This is a genomic window from Paraburkholderia sediminicola, assembly GCF_046027355.1.
Taxonomy (GTDB): Bacteria; Pseudomonadota; Gammaproteobacteria; order Burkholderiales; family Burkholderiaceae; genus Paraburkholderia; species Paraburkholderia sediminicola_B.
Window position 1 is genome coordinate 1 of the sequence record NZ_JAQQEK010000057.1, and the last position, 19,251, is coordinate 19,251.

Genomic DNA, 19,251 nt, shown 5'->3' on the forward strand with positions numbered 1-19,251 from the left:
GCTCGGGTCGAGCGTTTGCAATCCGGACGAGTGTCTGCACATACGCAGATATTGTTACGGTCGATCGAACATCGAAAGCTTTAACTATCTTTGTCTCAGGAAAACGAACATGACCTGTAGACGAACCAAAGTTTCAGCGCTGCCATTACGCATGACCTGTTCATTTGTCTTTGTTCCATTGCTTCAAGCGCCAGCTACCACTGATCAAGCAGCACCGGCGGCAGGTTCTGATACGGCGTGGGCCTCGGGTAGCCGCCGCCGTTATAGAGGACGAACGCAGCTGCGATCAGCGGAGTAAAGCCGCCAGCGACCGCGCTTGCCAGTTGATAGGCGAAACCCGCTCCGCTATAGCGGAACGACGGCTCAAACATCTCCGTGAACAGCGGTTGCTGGACGGCCACCCCAGGATCGTGAGCGAAGTTGGCGACGAGCACGAACGCGAGGGCGAGGGCGAGGGCGAGGGCGATCAGGACACGTTAGAGCACCAAAGATTGGCCAAGTGCTCTGGCGGCCTGATACAACGGCTGAAAGTACCGCTTCGAGGCTTCTTGCTCGGTGATCAGGTTCCCGTGAATAATGATGTTGAGCCCCGCGACGTAAGTACCTGCGGCATCGCGGATCGGCACAGCGATCGAGCAGAGATGAGGCTCGATCTGCTCCCGCGTGAATGCGAAGCCATCTGTCCGCACTTTCTGCAGCAAAATACGCAATTCGTCCGGATCAGTGACCGTGTGCTTGCTGTACGCATGGAAGCGGGTGTTTTTCAGATAGGCTTCCAGTTCGTGTTCTGGCAGGTGGGCGAGCAACGTCCGGCCGATCGATGCGCAGTAGGCTGGTAGGCGTCGACCAACATTCAGTGCTGGTGAGAGCACGCGTGAAGAAACCGACCGCGCGAGATAGACGATTTCGTCTCCATCGAGTACGGCGAGCGCACACCCGTGGCCAAGCGTTTCGCCAAGTCGATCAAGAATCGGTTGTGCCAGTATTGCGATCGGAGAGGTCGACAAATACGCGTGACCTAACGTCAGAATTCGAGGTCTTAGATAAAAATGCTTTGAGTCGTCCATCGCGGCGAAACCGAGCTTGGCAAGTGTGTGCAAACTCCGGCGCACCGCTGCCCTTGGAATTCCGGTGAGGTAACTTACCTGAGCGATGGAAATCCGCCGCCGCTTCTCTGACAGCGTCAGAATCACTGCGAGACCACGCGCTAATGCGGTCACGAAGTCCGGGTCTTCGCTGTAGCGCTCGATGGCGTCGGCCAGCTGCGAATGAGGATCGAGCGCCACCGCGGGCGTCTCTGCAGCGGGAGAGGATTTGCCGTTCCCGGCGTGATCCGATCCGTTCGTTGGACTCATACGATTTTTCCTGGATAGGCCCGCACGCGCCGTCCGACCGCAACGTGGGTCCAAATCAATTGCGGTACAAACTCCGCGCCTCGCAAGGTATTCCGGCGTTGCCGGCACGCTCACAGCCATCTCCTGGACGCTCCATCATCCGACGAAACACCCTATCCGGTCGACGGCAGACCTCGGAATGGTGCCATGAAAGTGGGCGTATGTCGCACACTTTGTCGATAAGCGCCCTCTTTCTCAACAGCGAAGACGGTAGCATTCGATCAAACAAGAGGTGGTCGTTTATCAAACAGCGAGTGGCCAAGGTCTTTATCGGGTTTGCCCGGATGGCCGTGGAGCAGCGTGACAGAGACGCCGACGAAAACAAAGACCTCGACCTATTCAGTAGTTTGACTACGCAATTCACGTCGCCTCGGCGTCAGTTGCTTGAGAAACAAAACAATAGGAGACGGAAGTGCAAAAATTAGACTCCCCCGCGAAACGTGTGTCCTCCCTGCGCGCCAATGGCGCTTGTCGAGACACGGTAGAAATACGGTTTTGTCGCGGTAAGGTTCGAGGGATGAACGAGATCGATATGCGAAGTACTGCTTATATTGCGAGTGCGAGATCGTAGAATTGATCAGCGGCGGACAGATGGGTTTCTCGAACGCACTTCATCTGTCCTTTCGCGATCATGTGCATAACCTCAATGCCGGCCAGAAGGATCCGGGCACAGCGAGAATTCTTGAAGCCCAGCATGGGCCGGATGCGCCGCTTGATCGCCCGATGGTCCTGCTCGACGAGGTTGTTGAGATACTTGGACTGGCGGATCTTGATAGGCGTTTCACGATCAGCATTGATCGCTTCGAGCGCGGCGAGATTGGCGCCGCTTTTGTCGATGGTCACCGTCTCGGGCACGCCATTCTGGGCGATCGATTTCTCGAAGTAACGCCGGGCTGCAGTCTTGTCCCGATGGGCGCGCAGCAGAAAGTCAATGGTGTTGCCGTCCTTGTCGACTGCCCGGTAGAGATACCGCCATTCCCCCTTGACGCGAATGTACGTCTCGTCCATCCGCCAGCTTTTACCCACCGGACGCTTGCGGCGGCGAAACTCCTTCTCCAGGACTGGCAACAGTTTGATGGCCCAGCGATGGACGGTCGAATGATCGACCGCAATCCCACGTTCGACCATCATTTCTTCAAGATGACGCAGACTTAGCGGATACGCGACGTACCAACGCACGCACCTCAGAATCACCTCCAGCGGATAGTGCAAGCGTTTTAGTACCTTGGCCAACCCCGGGTTCAGCATCTTCATCGATTCTCTCATCGGCGACTTTGTATCGCCGCAATTCTACCGTCGATCTCTTACTGCGACACAGCCGGTTACGGGATTGCTCGTTGAGCGCCTGAGCAGCGGCCGTCGCCTGCTCGACGAGCGCCGCGTTTTGCTGCGTGATGGAATCCATCTGGCTGACGGCGGTATCAACCTGTTCGATGCCGGAACGCTGCTCTTCCGCAGCGGCTGCGATCTCATTGACAATATCGGTGACCTGACGCACGGCATGCAAGACTTCCTGCATCGTCTTGCCCGCGTCCGCGACGAGTTCGGTGCCGACCGTCACGGTCTGTACCGATTCGGCGATCAGATACTTGATCTCTTTCGTCGCCGACGAAGAGCGTTGCGCGAGACTGCGCACTTCCGAGGCGACTACCGCGAAGCCGCGTCCCTGCTCGCCAGCGCGCGCGGCTTCAACGGCCGCGTTCAGCGCAAGAATATTGGTCTGAAAAGCAATGCCTTCGATAATCCCAGTGATATCGGCGATCTTGCGGGAGCTCGCGTTGATGCTGCCCATGGTGCCGACCACACGCTCGACCACCTCGTTGCCGCGTGTGGCGACCAGCGAGGCGCTGTCGGCGAGCGAACTCGCCGTGCGCGCGCTGTCCGCGTTCTGCTTCACCGTGGCCGTCAATTCGCTCATGCTAGCTGCGGTTTCCTCGAGCGATGCCGCCTGCTCTTCGGTGCGTGAAGACAAGTCCATCGTGCCCGAAGCGATTTGCGCCGTTGCGCTCGCAATTGATTCGCTACTGCCGCGCACGGCTCGCACGGTCCTGGCGAGACTCGTCCGCATCTTCTCCACGCCGCGCAGCAGCGTGCCCATTTCATCTTCCTTGGCGATTTCGACGCAACGGTTCAAATCGCCTTCCGCGATCGCATCGAAATGCTCGAGCGCCTGGGTCAGCGGACTCATGATCGCGCGGCGCAGTGCCGCCCAACTCAGACCGGCGGCCACGACGCCGACCACGATCATCAGAATCGACAGCGTAACGAACGTGTGAAAGCTCGACTCCGCCGCCTCGTAATTCTTCTTTGCGTTGGTGTATAGCGCGAGTTTGACCTTCTGGTTCGCAATGTTCATGTCGTTGTAGAGATCGCCCAACTGCGTCATCGTGATCTTGTCGGCCAGAGCGTGATCATTTCCCTTGATCGCATCGATGAATGCGGAAATACCGCCTCGCATGGCTTTCCGGCGCTCGCTCGCATTGCCGATCAAGCTCGCCTCGTCGGCTTCGTGCGGCTGCTCGACGAACTTCTGCCACCACGTCTCCGACTCGTCGAAATAGCCGCCGGCACGTTCGATCAGTCCGGCAGTCTTCGGATCGTCCGGATGCAATGCGACGCGATCCAGCACGAGGCGAGTACGCGCAATATAAATTTCCGCGTTACCGATGTTCGTCGCTGCGGTCAGCTTGTTCTCGTAAGTATCCTGGTTCGCGCGATTGGCCCGGCTGGTACCGAGCAAACCCAGAACACCGATCGCCACCATCAAGACAGCTAGAAACCCCATCGTCAACGCAATACGCACTTGCAGCGACATAGCTGCTTTCCCAGTTTTCATTTCTCTTCTCCGAAGACGCCACTGTGCGAATCACAGTCGTTCATCCCTGTTTACGGCAAGCACTTAACCAGATTTAGAGACGATTGAACTCGCTTGCATAATTTCGAGTGCTAACTTGTCGATTGACATGTAGCCTCATTGTTAATACGTGAGGATAACTGACTTAATATGGACGACTCGCCGACTTTGAACTGACGCGTCGCCTTCTCACGGATGGCTCGGATGCAAAGAGTGAAGGTGAATTGGTCAGAGTTGCGGAGACAAATAAACTGATGGGTGATATTGCGCAGGAAGAGTGCGGATGAGTTGTTCGATAGACGGCATTTTGATTGGGAGTTCGTGCCCTTTGCGCGCCGAGTTGATGCGTTGCATTCGCAAAAGCCGGTTCAATCCTTTCGAATCTGATCCCCAAGGATGCCGCTGCGTCGGTCGTATGCAATGCGACCCTGTTCGTTCGTTAAGACATCCTACCTAGATGAACATTCGATCCGCTCACTTACCTACACTCGAACTTTCAAATCGAAGGTCCCGACAAGCTGAAAAACTGGGTGCGAAGTTTATCTGCAATTCCGTGTATATAGTTCATGTGCATTTAACCTGGTCTTAACTTGTATTTATCAATGAACGCGGTCCCTGGTCGCGAGTTTTCGTGGCGCTGGTTACCCCGCCTATACCTCTGTATAGGTAAGTTACGCTAACGCGGCATCGGCATATCCCACCGTAGAGTAGATTCGTGCACCGGCAAAACCTACTCTTCTCTCATTCCGACAGAACCAGCGGGCGCGCAAGCTCGCGTGCGGCAGGAGAACCGAATGACTCTTGAATTTTTAAGCCATCAAGTCATTTTCGACCAGGCTGTCCAGCATCTGTTCCAGCAGCGCCAAGCCGCGCTCTTGCCGCGCGGCGGCGGCGCATATCGCGGTTACTGCGGCGGCTGTCCAATCGGCAACTTCATCAAGCCACGCGACTACCTGACAGTGATGGAAGGGGTTCCCATTCACTATGTCAGCAGACAAAAGCATGAAGTGCCCGCTTATATGGACGTGGGTGTCGCCGAACTGAGAAGAGCGCTACTGCGTTCGAAAATCAACGTATACGACCCGCAGACGGTCAGCCTGCTGAGCTGCCTGCAAAACGTACATGACGTCTTCGGCGTCTGGGAATGGGGCGACAGGCTGCAATCGATCGCGCATCAATTCGGCCTCAACGCAGACCAACTGACGAACGCTGCGTAAGGACAGCCCGGGCTCGAGCACGCGGCGTGCAGTGCCGCTATGATTGCGACTGCAGTTCCTTGCCAACCCGCTGGAGTACGTTATGCCGGAAGTCGTTGTTTACGCAGTAGCAGGACGCTCACCTGAGCAAAAGAAAGCGCTGATGACGGGGATTACCAAAGTTGTGGTTGACAGCCTCGGTGTCGCCGCTGAACAGGTTGTCGTGCAGATCGTGGAGTCTCCACCAGACTCCAAGTCAAGAGGCGGAATTCCGTTCAGCGAGCGCCAGCGCACTTCTTGAACCCGCATAATCCGCATCATGACCGGCCGGTGTGCGGTGCCGCCGCCGACCGGGCGCGGACGTAATCCACCGATCAGCTCAGGTTGCAACCGCCGCAGTCGTATCCACGTATAGCGCATACAGCGACTGCCCGGCTGCCATGAACAGCCGGTTGTGCGCCGCGCCGCCGAAGCAGACGTTCGCGCAGCGTTCAGGCAGAGCGATGCGCCCAATCGCCTTGCCGTCCGGCGCGAATACCATCACACCGTTCAGTCCCGGTCCGGTGCCCCAACCGGCCCACAGGTTACCGTCCATGTCGCAACGGAAACCGTCTGGCGCGCCGTTCTCGCCCGCATCGACGAATACGCGTCCGTGCACGAGGCGCCGACCGTCCTCGACATCGTACACACGGATGCGCCGCGGCTTCGAGCCCGATTCGACGATGTAGAGGCTGCGTTCGTCGGGCGAGAAGCAGATGCCGTTCGGATTGACGATGTCGTCGGCGACCACCTCCGCCCGGCCGGTGGCCGGGTCGAGGCGGTAGACGTTGGTCGGCAGCTCGGGGTCACCTTTGACACCCTCGTAGTTGTTGGAGATGCCGAACGGCGGATCCGTGAACCAGATGCTGTCGTCGCTCTTCACGACCACATCGTTCGGCGAGTTCAGCCGCTTGCCGTCGAAGCGGTCGAGCAACACGGTCAGCGTGCCGTTGTACTCGGTGCGCGTCACGCGCCGGTTGCCGTGCTCGCAGGTGATGAGCCGCCCCTGGCGGTCCCGTGTATTGCCGTTCGCGTACCCCGAAGCCCTACGAAATACCGACGTCGCGCCAGATTCCTCATCCCACCGCATGATGCGGTTGGTCGGAATATCGCTCCACAGCAGGAAGCGGCCGTCGCCGAACCACACCGGTCCTTCGCCGAAGCGCATGCCAGTCGCAAGCCGCTCGACCGCCGCGTTCGTGATCCGGTATTTCAGGAAGCGCGGATCGAGCACTTCCACTGCGGGATCGGGATAGGTTTCACTTTGTTGCCACATAGTGCTCGCCCTTGAGTCAACGGGGCTGCTTGATAAACGCTTCGAATGCCGTAGCGTAGTCCGGATGCCAGCGCGACAACGCGGGCCGGTTCTCGACGATATCGCCTGCGGCCCATAGGATGCGCAGTTCATCGAGTGAACGCGGCACGTCGTTGTCAGGACACAGTATGTAGAAGTCGCCGGCGTCGAGACGCTCGAACATGAAATCGACGGTCTGCTCGCGCGTCCATGCGGCGGCGGGCTTTTCCACGCGGCCGTTGCGTGTCAGTTCCGTGAACACGAAGCCAGGAATCAGCAGATGCGCGCTAATCCGGCAGTCTGCGGTGTTGCGCAGTTCGTGCTGCAGCGCTTCGGTGAACGCTTTCAGCCCGGCTTTCGACACGTTGTAGGCGGGGTCGCCCGGCGGCGTCGTGATGCCTTGCTTCGAACCAGTGTTGATCACAAGTCCCGGACGACCGCGCTTGATCATGTCCGGCACGAAGATCTGCGTACCGTGGATCACGCCCCACAGGTTGACACCCAGCACGCGCTCCCAGTTCCCGGTTGGACCGAACATCTCGCTACCGGGCTGAATGCCGGCATTGTTCATCAGCACGTCGGTTCCGCCGAAGCGTTCGACGACGGTCGCGTGCAGGCGGCGAACATCGTCGACGACGCTGACGTCGGTCTCAACCGCGAAAACGTCTTGCGTGCCGTTTGCGGTCAGCGCGGCGATTTCCTCCACCGCCCTCGCGACGCGATCGGCACCGAGATCGGCAATGCAGATGCGCAGCCCAAGCTGCGCAAAGCGTTTAGCGGCAGCCAGGCCGATGCCGGCGGCGCCGCCGGTGATCACGGCAACGGCGCCGGGGGCCAGGGCAGAATGAGTCATGAGAATCCTCGTTGATGCCGGAATCGCGGCGCCTACAAGCGACTTACGATCCCGATCCGTTGGAACAGTGAGTCGGCGATCCTAGCATGAACGTTTCTTTCGTGACCGGACGGGCTCCCAATGACGAGCGGTCCTAAGCATGTTGCGCTATTGCCGTGCGAAGCGGCGAGTCGAGCGTCAGGCCATCATCGCGGGCAATTTAAGCAAGTCCAGGAAAGCACGGGCGACGGGTATGAGCGGTTCTCCCGCGCTTCCCTTAAAAACGGCCGCGAGTTCCCAGCAGGGCTCCTCGGCCTCGCGCAGACGCGCCGTTGCGACCGGTGCGCCGTGCGTATTGCTGCCCCTCGCGGCGGCCACGGATTCGGGCACCATGCTGATCGCAAGCCCCTGTGCGGCCAGTTCGAGCAACATCGGCATGTCGTTGACCTCGAAGCTGGTCCGGCGCTGCAGCCCTGCCGCCGCAAAGCTTCGATCGACGAGCCGCCGCACGCTCCACTCCGGGCGCAGGTCGGCGAATGTTTCGTCGACGAGATCGGCCAGCTCCAGCCCGCTGGCGCCCGCAAGTCGATGATACGTCGCGCAGACGGCAACCATTCCTTCGCATGCGAACATGTGCGATCCGAGATCGTCGAGCGGCGTATCCGGCGGCTGGGTGAACGCGAGGTCGAGGCGCCCTTCCCTCACATCGTCAATCAACGCACGCGAGCCGTCCAGTGTCAATTCGATATCGATCCCGCCGAACGCAGCCCGAAACTGTCCGAGAGAAGCGGGCAGGTCGACGAAAGGCGCGAGACCGTGAATCGCACCGATACTCAGCCGGCCGCGTGCGAGCCCATGAACCTGCGTGACGGCGTGCCGCGCGTCGCGGGCGGCAGCCAGTACCCGCTGCGCCTCTGCGAACAGCACTTCGCCGGCAGGCGTCAAGGCGACTCGCCTCGTGCTGCGATTGAATAACGGTCCGCCCAGGTCTTCTTCCAGCGAGCGGATCGACGCAGACAATCCGGACTGCACAAGGTTGAGGCGCCGCGCCGCGCGCGTGAAATGTCGCTCTTCTGCGACCGCCACGAAATGTTCCAGTTGCTTCAAATCCACGTTGGCACTCTTTCTGCAGAGACGATTAATCACGGAAACCGCTTAATTGGATCACATCTTTCTATTGGAATGGTAATTCAATCTCCGTTATCGTCGAATGTCTGGACACGTGAAACGCCGCGCACGAAATGCGGGCGCGATGAGACTTAACGACCGCACGCCAGTTGCGAATCCTCACAGCATATAGGGAGATTGCTTCATCATGGACTACCGTCAACTTGGCCGTTCGGGCCTCAAGGTGTCGACCGTCACGCTAGGCACGATGACGATGGGCGGCAAAGGCAAATTCGCCAGCGTCGGCGAGGTCGGCCTCGACGATGCGCGCCGGCAGATCGACATGTGCATCGACGCGGGCGTCAACCTGATCGATACTGCGGACGTCTATTCGAACGGTGCGTCGGAGGAAATCGTCGGCCAGGCGCTCGGCGGCAAGCGCAAAGGCGGCGTGCTGATTGCGACGAAAGCCCGCTTTCCCATGGGTGACGGCCCGAACGACCGGGGTCTGTCGCGGCATCATTTGATAGAAGCCTGCGAGGCGAGCCTGCGCCGTCTCAAGACCGATGTAATCGACCTCTATCAAGTGCACGAATGGGACGGACTCACGCCGCTCGAAGAAACGCTTGAAGCGCTCGACCTGCTTGTCCGGCATGGCAAGGTCCGGTATGTTGGCTGCTCGAACTACTCGGGCTGGCACCTGATGAAGGCGTTGCATGTGAGCGAACGCGATCGCCTGCCGCGCTTCGTGAGTCAGCAGATCCATTACACGCTCGAAGCACGCGAAGCGGAATACGAACTCGCGCCGATCGCACTCGATCAAGGCCTCGGCATTCTCGTCTGGAGCCCGCTCGCAGGCGGCCTGCTGTCGGGTAAGCACCGCCGCGACGCGACGCCCGAGGGCACGCGTCAGCTCGCCGGCTGGACGGAGCCGCCGATCCGCGACGCCGAACGACTGTGGTCGATCGTCGATACGCTTGTTGAAATCGCCGGCGAGCAGAATGTCTCGGCTGCGCAGGTCGCGCTCGCATGGACGCTCGGGCGCCCCGCCGTCACGTCGGTCATCATCGGCGGACGCAACGAGAAGCAGTTGCTCGACAACCTCGGCGCGGCGAACCTCAGGCTGAGCGCCGAACAGCGCGAGCGGCTCGACAAGGTGAGCGCGCCGCCCCTGCTCTATCCGTACTGGCATCAGGTGCAGACCGCGCACGATCGTCTTTCAGTTGCGGACCTGTCGCTGCTGGAGCCCCATCTCAAGGCGTAGATGCGCATCCATTCCCTATCTCATGGCGATGGTCGGCATGCTGGCGGGAGGCTTCCTCAGTGACAGCCTCCCGAAATAGGGTAAATCGGTGACGGTCGCGCGCAAGTTGTCGGTGATCGTCGGCGTCGTGTTGACCGCCATGATCGTTCGGCAATCTGTCCGGTATTACTACGCCCATCGTTTTCGGCATGATCCTGCGGCGCACGCACAACTTCCACTATGCGATGTGGTACGTCTCGATCGTCGCCGTTCTGGGCATCTTTTCGTATATCTTCCTCGTCGGCAAAATCGAAATGATCGTGCCGCCGAAGAAGCGGGAGCCTAACGCGTACGGGGTTACGCAGTCGAGCTAGGCTCAAACAGGCTGGCTTACGCTAGCCGCGCCAAAGAAACGCAAACGCCGCCTTATGTAATGGCGCCAATCTGCCAGGGCACGAATTCATTCTGGCCGTATCCGTGAATCTCGCTTTTCGATGCCTGGCCCGACGCGGTCGCAAGCATGAGTTGGAAGATCTCCTCACCGAGTTCGCCGACCGTTCGCTCGCCGTCGAGGATCGACCCGCAATTCAGGTCGATGTCCTCTTCCTGGCGTTGCCACAAAGCGGTATTGGTTCCCAGTTTCAACGATGGCGACGGCGCGCAACCATAGGCGGAGCCGCGGCCGGTCGTAAAGCAGATCAGGTTTGCCCCGCCCGCGACCTGCCCGGTCGCCGAAACCGGATCGTAGCCCGGTGTATCCATGAAAACGAGACCGTGTGCACGCACCAGTTCGGCGTACCGGTACACGTCGACGAGATTGGTCGTGCCGCCTTTCGCTACGGCGCCAAGCGACTTTTCGAGAATCGTTGTCAGCCCGCCGGCCTTGTTCCCGGCCGATGGATTGTTGTTCAGATCGGCATTCATGCGAGCACAGTAAGCTTCCCACCAGTGAATCCGTTCGATGAGCTTTTCGCCGACTTCACGTGACACGGCCCGGCGCGTCAATAGATGTTCGGCGCCGTAGACCTCGGGGGTTTCGGAGAGAATCGCCGTTCCACCGTGCGAGACCAGGCGATCGACTGCCGCGCCGAGTGCCGGATTTGCGGTAATGCCGGAGTAGCCGTCTGAGCCGCCGCATTGCAAGCCGATTACGAGGTGCTTTGCATCGACAGGCTCGCGCCGTACGTTGTCCGCTTCCGCGAGCATCGCCTTGACCTGTTCGATGCCCGCCGCCACCGTGCGCGCCGTGCCGCCGGTCGCCTGAATGGTCATCGTCTTCAGCGCCACGCCGGGCGTAAGACCCTGGCTTTGCACAAGCCGATCGATCTGATTGGTTTCGCAGCCCAACCCGACTATCAGTACTCCGGCGAAATTAGGATGCCGTGCATAACCACCGAGAGTACGCCGGATCATTTCCAGCGCATCGCCTTCGGAATCGATCGCGCAGCCTTGAGCGTGCGTCAGCGCGATCACGCCATCAACGTTTGGATAGTCCGCAAGCGCTTGCGGATGAATATCGCGACGAAAGCAATCTGCGATGGCGCGCGCCGCCGTTGCGGAGCAATTGACCGATGTCAGAATGCCGATGTAGTTACGCGTTGCGACACGTCCGTCGGCGCGTACGATGCCCATGAACCGTGCCGCCGCTGCAGCCGTCGACGCCGGCTTCGCATCTGCGCCGAACGCGTAGTCCCGATCGAAATCGCCCATCGCAAGGTTGTGCGTATGGACGTGCTCCCCGGCTTCGATGGCACGTGTCGCAAAGCCGATGATCTGGCCGTAGCGCCGCACTGGCGCGCCCGCTTCGATAGCGTGGACGGCAAGCTTATGACCCGCCGGGATCAACCCACGTACGGCAAGACTACCGCGGATGCGCATGCCCGCGACAAGCTGGCGCCGCGCGATGACGACATCGTCATCTGGATGCAGTTGCACGATTGGCTCTACGGTTGCCGAAGGATCGGTCATTGTGTTTTCCGCGTCGAATATCATGACGCAGCCTCCTCGCTCTGCGCCGCGCCCACGGCCTCGCCTGTTACGGCATCAAGGCCGACGAGCGTATTGATCGATGCGCAAGCGCCGCGTCGTCCGCCGATGTAATGATGTCCGAGAATGCTCATGTGAATTTCCGGTTAAATCGCGAGCAGCGTAACTGCATGTGCCTAGCGAAGCGTCGCTTCGGCCGAGCCAATCGGCGCTTCGGTTACGCGGCGTGAATGCAAGCCGATGCTCATAAGCAGGAACACGCCGACGACGCCTGCAAACGCCAGAGTGAACATGCCTGCACGAGGGCTATGAAAGAGCGTCTCCACTGCCGTCTTTAATGTCGGCGCGATGAAGCCGCCGAGATTGCCGAGCGCGCCGATCATTGCAATACCGCTCGCTGCCGCGGTACCGCTCAGGTAGGCCGTCGGCAAGGTCCAGAAGAGCGGCTGGACGACTACGAAGCCGACCGTCGCGATACAGAATGCGACGAGCACGGGTCCGATGTGATTGCCGAGGGTCGACAATGCTATTCCTGCCGCGGCCGCCGCCAGCATGGCGATGGCGAGTTGCCGATGCTTCCCGCTCGCGTCCGCGTAGCCGGTGATAAAGCGCAGTGCGATGAGTGCGCACAACCAGGGAATGGCGGTCAGCAAGCCGACCTTCGAGCCGATGGCCGTACCGGTCAGCTCCGAAATCCGCGTCGGCAGATAGAAGATGACGCCATACACGCTCACCTGAATGGCGAAATAAATCGATACAAAGCGAAGCACGTTCCAGTTGCGCAGCGCGGTCAGCGCAGTAGCGGGCCCATGCGCGACCTTGTGCCGGTCTTCCGCTGCAATGGCGTTTTCCAGGGCGTCTTTTTCGGCTGACGTCAGCCACTTCGCGTGGCGCGGTTTGCTAACCAGATAGAAGAACGCGACGATGCCAACAGTCGACGCAGCGAGACCTTCGATGAGAAACATCCATTGCCAGTTGTGCAGCCCGAGGCGGCCACCCATGACCTCCATCAAATAGCCTGACAGCGGGCTGCCCAGCACGAGCGCCACTGGCAAGCCAAAATAGTAGATGCCTAGCGCCTTGCCGCGTTCACGTGCGGGGAACCAGTATGTGGAATAGAGAATGACGCCGGGCGAAAAACCTGCTTCGGCCACGCCCAGAATGAAGCGCAGCGCATAGAACGAGGCCTCGTTGTGCGCAAACATCATGGCCGCCGACGCAAGCCCCCAAGTGACCATGATCCGGCTCAACCAGAGCTTCGCACCCACCCGATGCAGCATCAGATTGCTCGGGATCTCGAACACCGCATAGCCGATGAAAAAGATCCCCGCCCCGAGCGCAAACGCCGCGTTGCCGATGTTCGAATCGACTTGAAGGGCCTGTTTGACGAACCCGACGTTCGAACGGTCAAGCATCGATAGCGCGAACATCAGCGCGAGGAAGGGCGCGAGCCGCAGGCGCGCCTTGCGCACCGCGCTTTCCAACGGGTCTTGCGTAACGTGTTGAGTCTGCATCTCGTCTATCTCCTTGAGGAAGCCGGGTATGCCGGTCTGTTATGGGGGGTTAGAGCCGGTTCATACGTGATCAGAGAGAGGCTGTGCCCAGTAGTCCTCGGGCAGCAAGGTTCGCCATCAGCGCGCGCACGCCGAAGGTCCACGGCTCGATGCGGTCGCTGTGGTTGACCCGGTTGACCAGCGTGCCGAGCTGCCGGCTCGAAATCTTCACGATATCGCCCAGCTTGTGTGTGAAGCCCGCGCCAGCGGCGTCGCGGTCTTCGATTGGTGCAAAAAGCGTCCCGAGGAACAGCAGCGCGCCATCGGGGTATTGATGGGTCGAACTGATCGTCTGCGAAACGAGATCGAGCGGGTCGCGCGTGATCTGGTCCATCGAACTCGTGCCTCGCAAGACAAAACCGTCGCTGCCCTCAACGCGCAAATCGACTGTCGCCCGGCGCACATCATCGATCGAGAAAGTCTCGTCGAAAAGCCGCAGGAAAGGGCCAATCGCGCACGAGCCATTGTTGTCCTTCGCCTTGCCAAGCAGGAGCGCGCTGCGTCCTTCGAAGTCGCGCAGATTGACGTCGTTGCCCAGCGTCGCGCCGAGCGTGCGACCGCGGCTGTCGATCGACAGCACGATTTCCGGCTCCGGATTGTTCCAGACCGAATTCGGATGCAGCCCAATCTCCGTGCCTGTGCCCAAAGCCGCCAGCACCGGCGCTTTTGTGAAGACTTCCGCGTCAGGACCGATTCCAACTTCAAGGTATTGGGACCATAGTCCCTGCTCGATCAGCAGCGCCTTCAATTCGCGCGCCTCGGCGGAGTCCGGTCGGATGCTGGTGAGACTATCGCCGACGAGAGACCTGATCTGCTCTCGCACGCGCTCCGCGCCTTGCGGGTCGCCCTTTGCCTGCTCCTCGATCACTCGTTCAATCAGGCTCGCCGCAAAGGTCACCCCTGCTGCTTTGATGACCTGCAGATCGCAAGGCGCGAGCAGATGGACGCGCTCCGGATTGCGCGCGGTACCGCCGGTTGCATCGGCCGTATTCCCGGTGATCGTCTCCAGTTTGCCGATCCAGCGGCCACTCGCGGCTCGCGCCGTCGCGACCGGATCTTCCCGCTCCAGCAAGCTGCTGATGGTCGGTGCAGCGTCGGAAATGTCGAACACGCCGTCGGCGCGCAAGACGACTACGGCGGGACCTGCGGGCATTGAATTCGCGGCAGGAACCCAGGCGCGGCCGACAAGCGTGCCGGACAATCCGTCCGACGGAAGCGTGTCCGTTACGCTGAGTGAAAGCGGGGATGTCATGTCTGTCTCCACTGAAGTTTGTCTGGCGCGCGCGGCTTGCCGCCAGTTCGCGCGTTGATTCGCCCAGCAGCAACTTTAGGCAGCCGACCGATAAACATCCAATCTCTTATTCAGTACAATCGATTCCATCCGGTTATGAGTTCGTGCGTGTTTACCCCATGTCCAGACAATTTACGGTGCGTACGTCGAGCGTCCTGGCAAGGCTGCGCTTCAGACATCTTCAACTGCTCGATGCCCTAGGACGCACGCACAACTTGCGCATCGCAGCCGAACAGATGCTTATCACCCAGCCCGCGGCGACAAAAATCCTGAGTGACATCGAATCGATGTTCGGGGCCCAGTTGTTCGAACGGTTACCACGGGAGATGCGCCCAACTGATCTCGGCGTATTGTCCGTGCGCTATGCGACCACGGCGGTAGCGGATCTGGGCAAGTTCGTGAACGAGTTCAGCACCTTGAGCGATGGCGGCTACGGTCATCTCACCGTGGGCGCTATCTCGGCTTCGGCCGCTCAGGTGGTGACGACCGGCATCAGGGAGATTCGCCAGCAGCGGCCGCAACTGGTCATCAAACTGGTCGAGCAAAGCAGTGACCAACTGGCGATCTGGCTGGAAGAAAGGAAGCTGGACGTGATGGTCGGCCGTCTGACGGAGCCGCGCCATCAGGTACTGTTCGACTTCGAGGTGCTGTCCGGGGAACCGGTCTGGGTGGTCGTCGGACAGCATCATCCGTTGCTGCAGCGGCGGCGGCTGGAGTTGGCCGATCTTGGCGCGTGGCCATGGATTCTCTATCCGCAAGCAACGGCTATCAGGCAGCTGTTCGACGAAACGTTCGCCGGCGCGGGCATTCCTGCGCCGGTGGGCATGGTGGAAACGCCTTCAATCTTTTCGACACTGGAACTGTTGCAGGCAACCGACATGATTTCGCTGCAGCCACGTGCCGCTGTCGAAAAATATGTAAGCAAGGGTCTGCTCGGACACCTGCCCGTTCCCATCACCCGTACCATGACGAGCTACGGTATCGTCACGCGCAAGCACGAATTGCCGTCACAGCCCATGCAGGAATTCATCGCCATTCTACGTTCCGTGGCCGGACGTGTCGGCGATCGGGCGCTGCCAACGCGGGACGGATCGGGCGAGGCAACGTGACGATAGGGATCGGCGAGAGCGGTCCGACGATAGCCTTAGAACGATGTGCCTATCTGGAACTGGAATTTCTGATACTGATCGCCTGCATGCTTGACGAGCGGAAAGCCCAGGCTCAACTTGAGCGGACCGATCGGCGAGATCCAGGCGAGACCCAGCCCATAGCCGTAGCGCAATCCGTTCGCACCGATGCTACTGCCTTCGCTGCCCCATACATTGCCGCCGTCGAGGAAGGTAAAGACGCGCAACGTGCGGTCGTAGCCGGATCCCGGCAATGGAACGGTCAGCTCGATATTGCCGACGACCATCTTCGAGCCACCGATGGGATCGTTGGTGGTCGCGTCGCGCGGGCCGAGCGAACTTGGTTCATATCCACGCACTGAACCGATACCGCCCGCATAGTAGTTCTTGAAGATCGGATAGGGCTTGCCGTTCAATCCATTGCCATAGCCGCCCTGAAAATTCAGGCCAAGCACGAAGCCACGCGCGAATGAATAATAGTATTGCGCCTGGAGGTCTGCCTTGTAGTACGGCGTATCACCCAGCGGCGTGCCGTATTCGGCATTGGCTTGCGTATAGTAGCCCCGGCTTGGGACAAGCGCGCTATCACGGTCGTCACGCGACCATCCCGCAGTCAACGGAACATTGTTGGAGACACGGCCGAATTGCGTGACGTAATCCTTATAGCTCTGAGGCGTATTGGCGTCGATATCCAGACGGTTCTGCTCGAACCCCAGCCCGAAGTACACCATGTCGGCCTCGGAGAAAGGCACGCCGAACTTGAGGTCCGCTCCTGCCGTGATGATCCGGAAGCTCGAGTCGGTCGAATAATACAAGGGCTCCGTCGTGCGGTAATAGACGTCGGTGATGCGCTTGATGCCGTCAATCGTGAAGTACGGATCGACCTGCGTGACCGTCAACGTACGGTTGGTAGTGGAGGTGTTCACATTCAGTGCGAGGCTCGTGCCCGAGCCGAACACGTTGTCCTGCGATACGCCCGCGGAGATAATGGGCCCCTCGCCCGAGCCATAGCCCAGGCCCAGCGAAATCGAGCCCGTGGGTTTTTCCGTCACCTTGACGTCGATATCGACCTGATCCTGCGTGCCTTCGACCGGCACCGTGGTCACGTCCACATCCGTGAAGTAGCCGAGACGGTTGATCCGGTCTTTCGACAGCGCGAGGCGGTTCGAATCGAACCACGAGCTCTCCATCTGACGCATTTCGCGGCGCACCACTTCGTCACGCGTACGCGTGTTGCCGACCACGTTGATGCGGCGCACGTAGACGCGGCGGCTCGGGTCCACCTGCAGCGTCAGATCGACCTTGTGGTTGGCCTGATCGATCTGCGGCTGCGCATTGACGGTGGCGAACGCATAGCCGTATTCGCCGAGCTTGTCGACGATAGCCTTGGTGGTGGCTTGCAGCTTTTCAGCCGAGAAACGGTCACCCGGCTTGATCTTGATGAGCTTGGCCAGCTCCGGCTCGCGGTCGAGCAGATTGCCCGCCAGCTTGATGTTCGAGATCGTGTACGGCTCGCCTTCGTGCAGCGTGACCGTCAGATACATGTCCTTCTTGTCCGGCGAGATCGACACCTGCGTCGAGTCGATGTTGAACTCGAGGTAGCCGCGATTCAGGTAATACGAGCGGACGTTTTCGAGGTCGCCGGTGAGCTTGTCTTTCGCGTACAGGTCGTTCTTCGTGTACCACGAGAACCAGTTCGGCGTGGACAACTGCATTTCGTCGCGCAGCGTGCCCGTGCTGAACGCCTTGTTGCCGATGAAGTTGACCTGGCGGATCTTCGCGCTCGGACCTTCGGCCACCGAGAACAGCACCGACACGCGATTGCGGTCGATCGGCGTGATCGTGGTGGTCACTTCAGCAGCGTAGTAGCCGCGCGTCAGATACTGACGCTTCAGTTCCTGCTCGGCCTTGTCGACCAGCGCCTTGTCGTAGTATTGGCCTTGCGACAAACCCACGGCGCGCAGCGCCTTGGTCAGGTTTTCCTTGTCGAACTCATGAATGCCGGCGAAGTCGATCGTGCCGATGGCCGGACGTTCCAGCACCTGCACGATGACGACGTTGCCTTCGGTCGCGATCTTGACGTCGTTGAAGAAGCCCGTCGCATACAGCGCGCGAATCGCCTCCGATGCCTTGTCGTCGCTGAAGGTGTCGCCTTGCTTGATGGGCAGGTAGGCGAACACGGTACCAGGTTCGACGCGTTGCAATCCCTCAAGACGGATATCGCGAATCACGAACGAGTCGCTCGCGTGGGCCGACATTGCTGTCACACTTAGGCCGACGAGAGTCACCGCCCTGCTACGGCGTGCAGTTGAAGTTTGAACAAGCATGCAAAGGGAAGCCAAATGATAGAGACACAACGTGGAGACCCGACTTCAATACGCTGTGTCGCGTATCGATCGAGGGCGCGGGTGATTCAGGCGCGAGCTCTATTGCACCGTGATGGCGGGCAGATCACCAATCTTTGCGATGCCGCTCACAAGCGCCAGGACTTCCGTCATGTGTGCGGCCTCAGTGCGTTGCATGCGAAACGACAGTTCCGCGCCGCCGGGCAGACGGAATGTAAGAATCAGATGGGCTGCCGCACCGGCGTCCTTGCCAATCTCCCAGGCCTCACACGGCATCGCGAATTTCACACTCTTTTTCTTGCTGCGAATCCGCTCCGACACGCCAATCGCGTTCGACAACGCCGCCAGCAACTCGTGCATGACCGAGCAATGCAACGCAATGCTGGAAGTCTGATTGGCTTTCAACATCAAATACTGACCGTCGCCCGTCAATTCGAAGCCACGTACGGAGTCGATCGCAAGGGAGGGTCGCGGTGCCATGGAGCACTCCAGAATCAAGCAAGGACTGAAGTGTAGGACGCGCTCCCAAGCCTTGAGTTACGCGACGGTTAGCTAAACTTTCCTACGGCCCTTATCCATTACTGAATCTTCAATCCAGCAAATTTATGCGGCCCGCAGACAACACTGCCCGTGGACATTTCGGAAGGGAAAGGGAGGTCGGCATGCAATTGAAAGCATCGCTCTCCGCTGATCGACGACCGACTCCGGGGCGTGAAAACCACTTTCTAGTCCACTTGTTTGCCGCACAACTGTTTTGTGCAAAACGTCGCTTTTACCGTGACGTTCATCTTGAATGATGTGACGGTGACGTGAAGACCTCATCTCCAGAACCGACGTCAGCTCTTTGAATGCCACTTAGGAAATGGTGTCAAGAGCGCATGTGGACCTCTCGAACAATCGGTAATAAAAAACGCTGACGGTTTAGCCTTCGCAGGAAACGGCGCTCGCACGCCTGTGTCCGGTTCTTACCAGACATCCCTCTGCCCAACA

At 59.6% G+C, this 19,251-nt stretch carries 18 protein-coding genes; 5 read left to right on the forward strand and 13 right to left on the reverse strand.

Going from position 1 to position 19,251, the window contains the following annotated elements; all coding sequences use genetic code 11:
* Window positions 1-194: 194 nt before the first annotated feature.
* The 4 genes from PQR42_RS43345 to PQR42_RS43360 form a co-directional block, all read right to left on the reverse strand.
* Window positions 195-401 (reverse strand): hypothetical protein, encoded by a 207-nt coding sequence (locus tag PQR42_RS43345; protein ID WP_408495766.1) that lies wholly within the window; start codon window positions 399-401, stop codon window positions 195-197.
* Window positions 402-476: 75 nt separating this feature from the next.
* Window positions 477-1,355, reverse strand: coding sequence for an IclR family transcriptional regulator domain-containing protein (locus PQR42_RS43350; RefSeq protein WP_408495768.1), 879 nt, complete (start codon window positions 1,353-1,355; stop codon window positions 477-479).
* A 585-nt stretch (window positions 1,356-1,940) separates the two neighbouring features.
* Window positions 1,941-2,648 (reverse strand): IS6 family transposase, encoded by a 708-nt coding sequence (locus tag PQR42_RS43355; RefSeq protein WP_408495770.1) that lies wholly within the window; start codon window positions 2,646-2,648, stop codon window positions 1,941-1,943.
* Window positions 2,530-4,230, reverse strand: a complete 1,701-nt coding sequence (locus tag PQR42_RS43360; protein ID WP_408495772.1) for a methyl-accepting chemotaxis protein — start codon at window positions 4,228-4,230, stop codon at window positions 2,530-2,532. Before PQR42_RS43360 ends, PQR42_RS43355 begins: the two co-directional genes overlap by 119 nt.
* A gap of 812 nt (window positions 4,231-5,042) precedes the next feature.
* Here PQR42_RS43360 and PQR42_RS43365 point away from each other — a divergent pair.
* Together PQR42_RS43365 and PQR42_RS43370 are read left to right on the forward strand one after the other, a co-directional pair.
* Window positions 5,043-5,465 (forward strand): hypothetical protein, encoded by a 423-nt coding sequence (locus tag PQR42_RS43365; RefSeq protein ID WP_408495774.1) that lies wholly within the window; start codon window positions 5,043-5,045, stop codon window positions 5,463-5,465.
* An 82-nt stretch (window positions 5,466-5,547) separates the two neighbouring features.
* Complete coding sequence (locus PQR42_RS43370; protein ID WP_408495776.1) at window positions 5,548-5,745, forward strand: tautomerase family protein; 198 nt, start codon at window positions 5,548-5,550, stop codon at window positions 5,743-5,745.
* 78 nt (window positions 5,746-5,823) lie between these two features.
* On the opposite strand, the gene PQR42_RS43375 is transcribed toward PQR42_RS43370, so the two are convergent.
* The 3 genes from PQR42_RS43375 to PQR42_RS43385 all read right to left on the reverse strand — a co-directional run bounded on the left by PQR42_RS43375 (window position 5,824) and on the right by PQR42_RS43385 (window position 8,722).
* Window positions 5,824-6,759 (reverse strand): SMP-30/gluconolactonase/LRE family protein, encoded by a 936-nt coding sequence (locus PQR42_RS43375; protein WP_408392370.1) that lies wholly within the window; start codon window positions 6,757-6,759, stop codon window positions 5,824-5,826.
* Between the two features lie 16 nt (window positions 6,760-6,775).
* Window positions 6,776-7,630 carry an SDR family NAD(P)-dependent oxidoreductase gene (locus PQR42_RS43380; protein WP_408495778.1) on the reverse strand — a complete coding sequence of 285 codons (855 nt, stop codon included), beginning with the start codon at window positions 7,628-7,630 and terminating at the stop codon, window positions 6,776-6,778.
* A gap of 177 nt (window positions 7,631-7,807) precedes the next feature.
* Window positions 7,808-8,722, reverse strand: coding sequence for a LysR family transcriptional regulator (locus PQR42_RS43385; RefSeq protein ID WP_408495780.1), 915 nt, complete (start codon window positions 8,720-8,722; stop codon window positions 7,808-7,810).
* A 202-nt stretch (window positions 8,723-8,924) separates the two neighbouring features.
* Here PQR42_RS43385 and PQR42_RS43390 point away from each other — a divergent pair, with 202 nt between their 5' ends.
* Window positions 8,925-9,980 carry an aldo/keto reductase gene (locus PQR42_RS43390; RefSeq protein ID WP_132379862.1) on the forward strand — a complete coding sequence of 352 codons (1,056 nt, stop codon included), beginning with the start codon at window positions 8,925-8,927 and terminating at the stop codon, window positions 9,978-9,980.
* A gap of 188 nt (window positions 9,981-10,168) precedes the next feature.
* Window positions 10,169-10,333, forward strand: coding sequence for a hypothetical protein (locus PQR42_RS43395; RefSeq protein WP_408392380.1), 165 nt, complete (start codon window positions 10,169-10,171; stop codon window positions 10,331-10,333).
* Between the two features lie 52 nt (window positions 10,334-10,385).
* Here the strand turns inward: PQR42_RS43395 and PQR42_RS43400 are convergent, their stop codons facing one another.
* From PQR42_RS43400 to PQR42_RS43415, 4 genes are all read right to left on the reverse strand, one after another.
* A complete protein-coding gene (locus PQR42_RS43400) occupies window positions 10,386-11,927 on the reverse strand; it encodes a UxaA family hydrolase (protein WP_408495782.1) in 1,542 nt (513 codons plus the stop codon).
* A 20-nt stretch (window positions 11,928-11,947) separates the two neighbouring features.
* Entirely contained in the window at window positions 11,948-12,079 is a 132-nt protein-coding gene (locus PQR42_RS43405) for a hypothetical protein (protein WP_408392386.1), read from the reverse strand.
* Between the two features lie 42 nt (window positions 12,080-12,121).
* Window positions 12,122-13,459 carry an MFS transporter gene (locus PQR42_RS43410; RefSeq protein ID WP_408392389.1) on the reverse strand — a complete coding sequence of 446 codons (1,338 nt, stop codon included), beginning with the start codon at window positions 13,457-13,459 and terminating at the stop codon, window positions 12,122-12,124.
* A 70-nt stretch (window positions 13,460-13,529) separates the two neighbouring features.
* The gene (locus PQR42_RS43415) at window positions 13,530-14,750 is read right to left on the reverse strand and encodes a fumarylacetoacetate hydrolase family protein (RefSeq protein WP_408495785.1); all 1,221 of its coding nucleotides are present in this window, start codon (window positions 14,748-14,750) and stop codon (window positions 13,530-13,532) included.
* 158 nt (window positions 14,751-14,908) lie between these two features.
* On the opposite strand from PQR42_RS43415, the gene PQR42_RS43420 reads away from it, so the two are divergent.
* Window positions 14,909-15,898 carry a LysR family transcriptional regulator gene (locus tag PQR42_RS43420; RefSeq protein ID WP_408495800.1) on the forward strand — a complete coding sequence of 330 codons (990 nt, stop codon included), beginning with the start codon at window positions 14,909-14,911 and terminating at the stop codon, window positions 15,896-15,898.
* 35 nt (window positions 15,899-15,933) lie between these two features.
* On the opposite strand, the gene bamA is transcribed toward PQR42_RS43420, so the two are convergent.
* Together bamA and PQR42_RS43430 are read right to left on the reverse strand one after the other, a co-directional pair.
* A complete protein-coding gene (gene bamA, locus PQR42_RS43425) occupies window positions 15,934-18,174 on the reverse strand; it encodes an outer membrane protein assembly factor BamA (RefSeq protein ID WP_408495787.1) in 2,241 nt (746 codons plus the stop codon).
* A 168-nt stretch (window positions 18,175-18,342) separates the two neighbouring features.
* Entirely contained in the window at window positions 18,343-18,741 is a 399-nt protein-coding gene (locus PQR42_RS43430; RefSeq protein ID WP_408495789.1) for a hypothetical protein, read from the reverse strand.
* Between the last annotated feature and the right edge of the window lie 510 nt (window positions 18,742-19,251).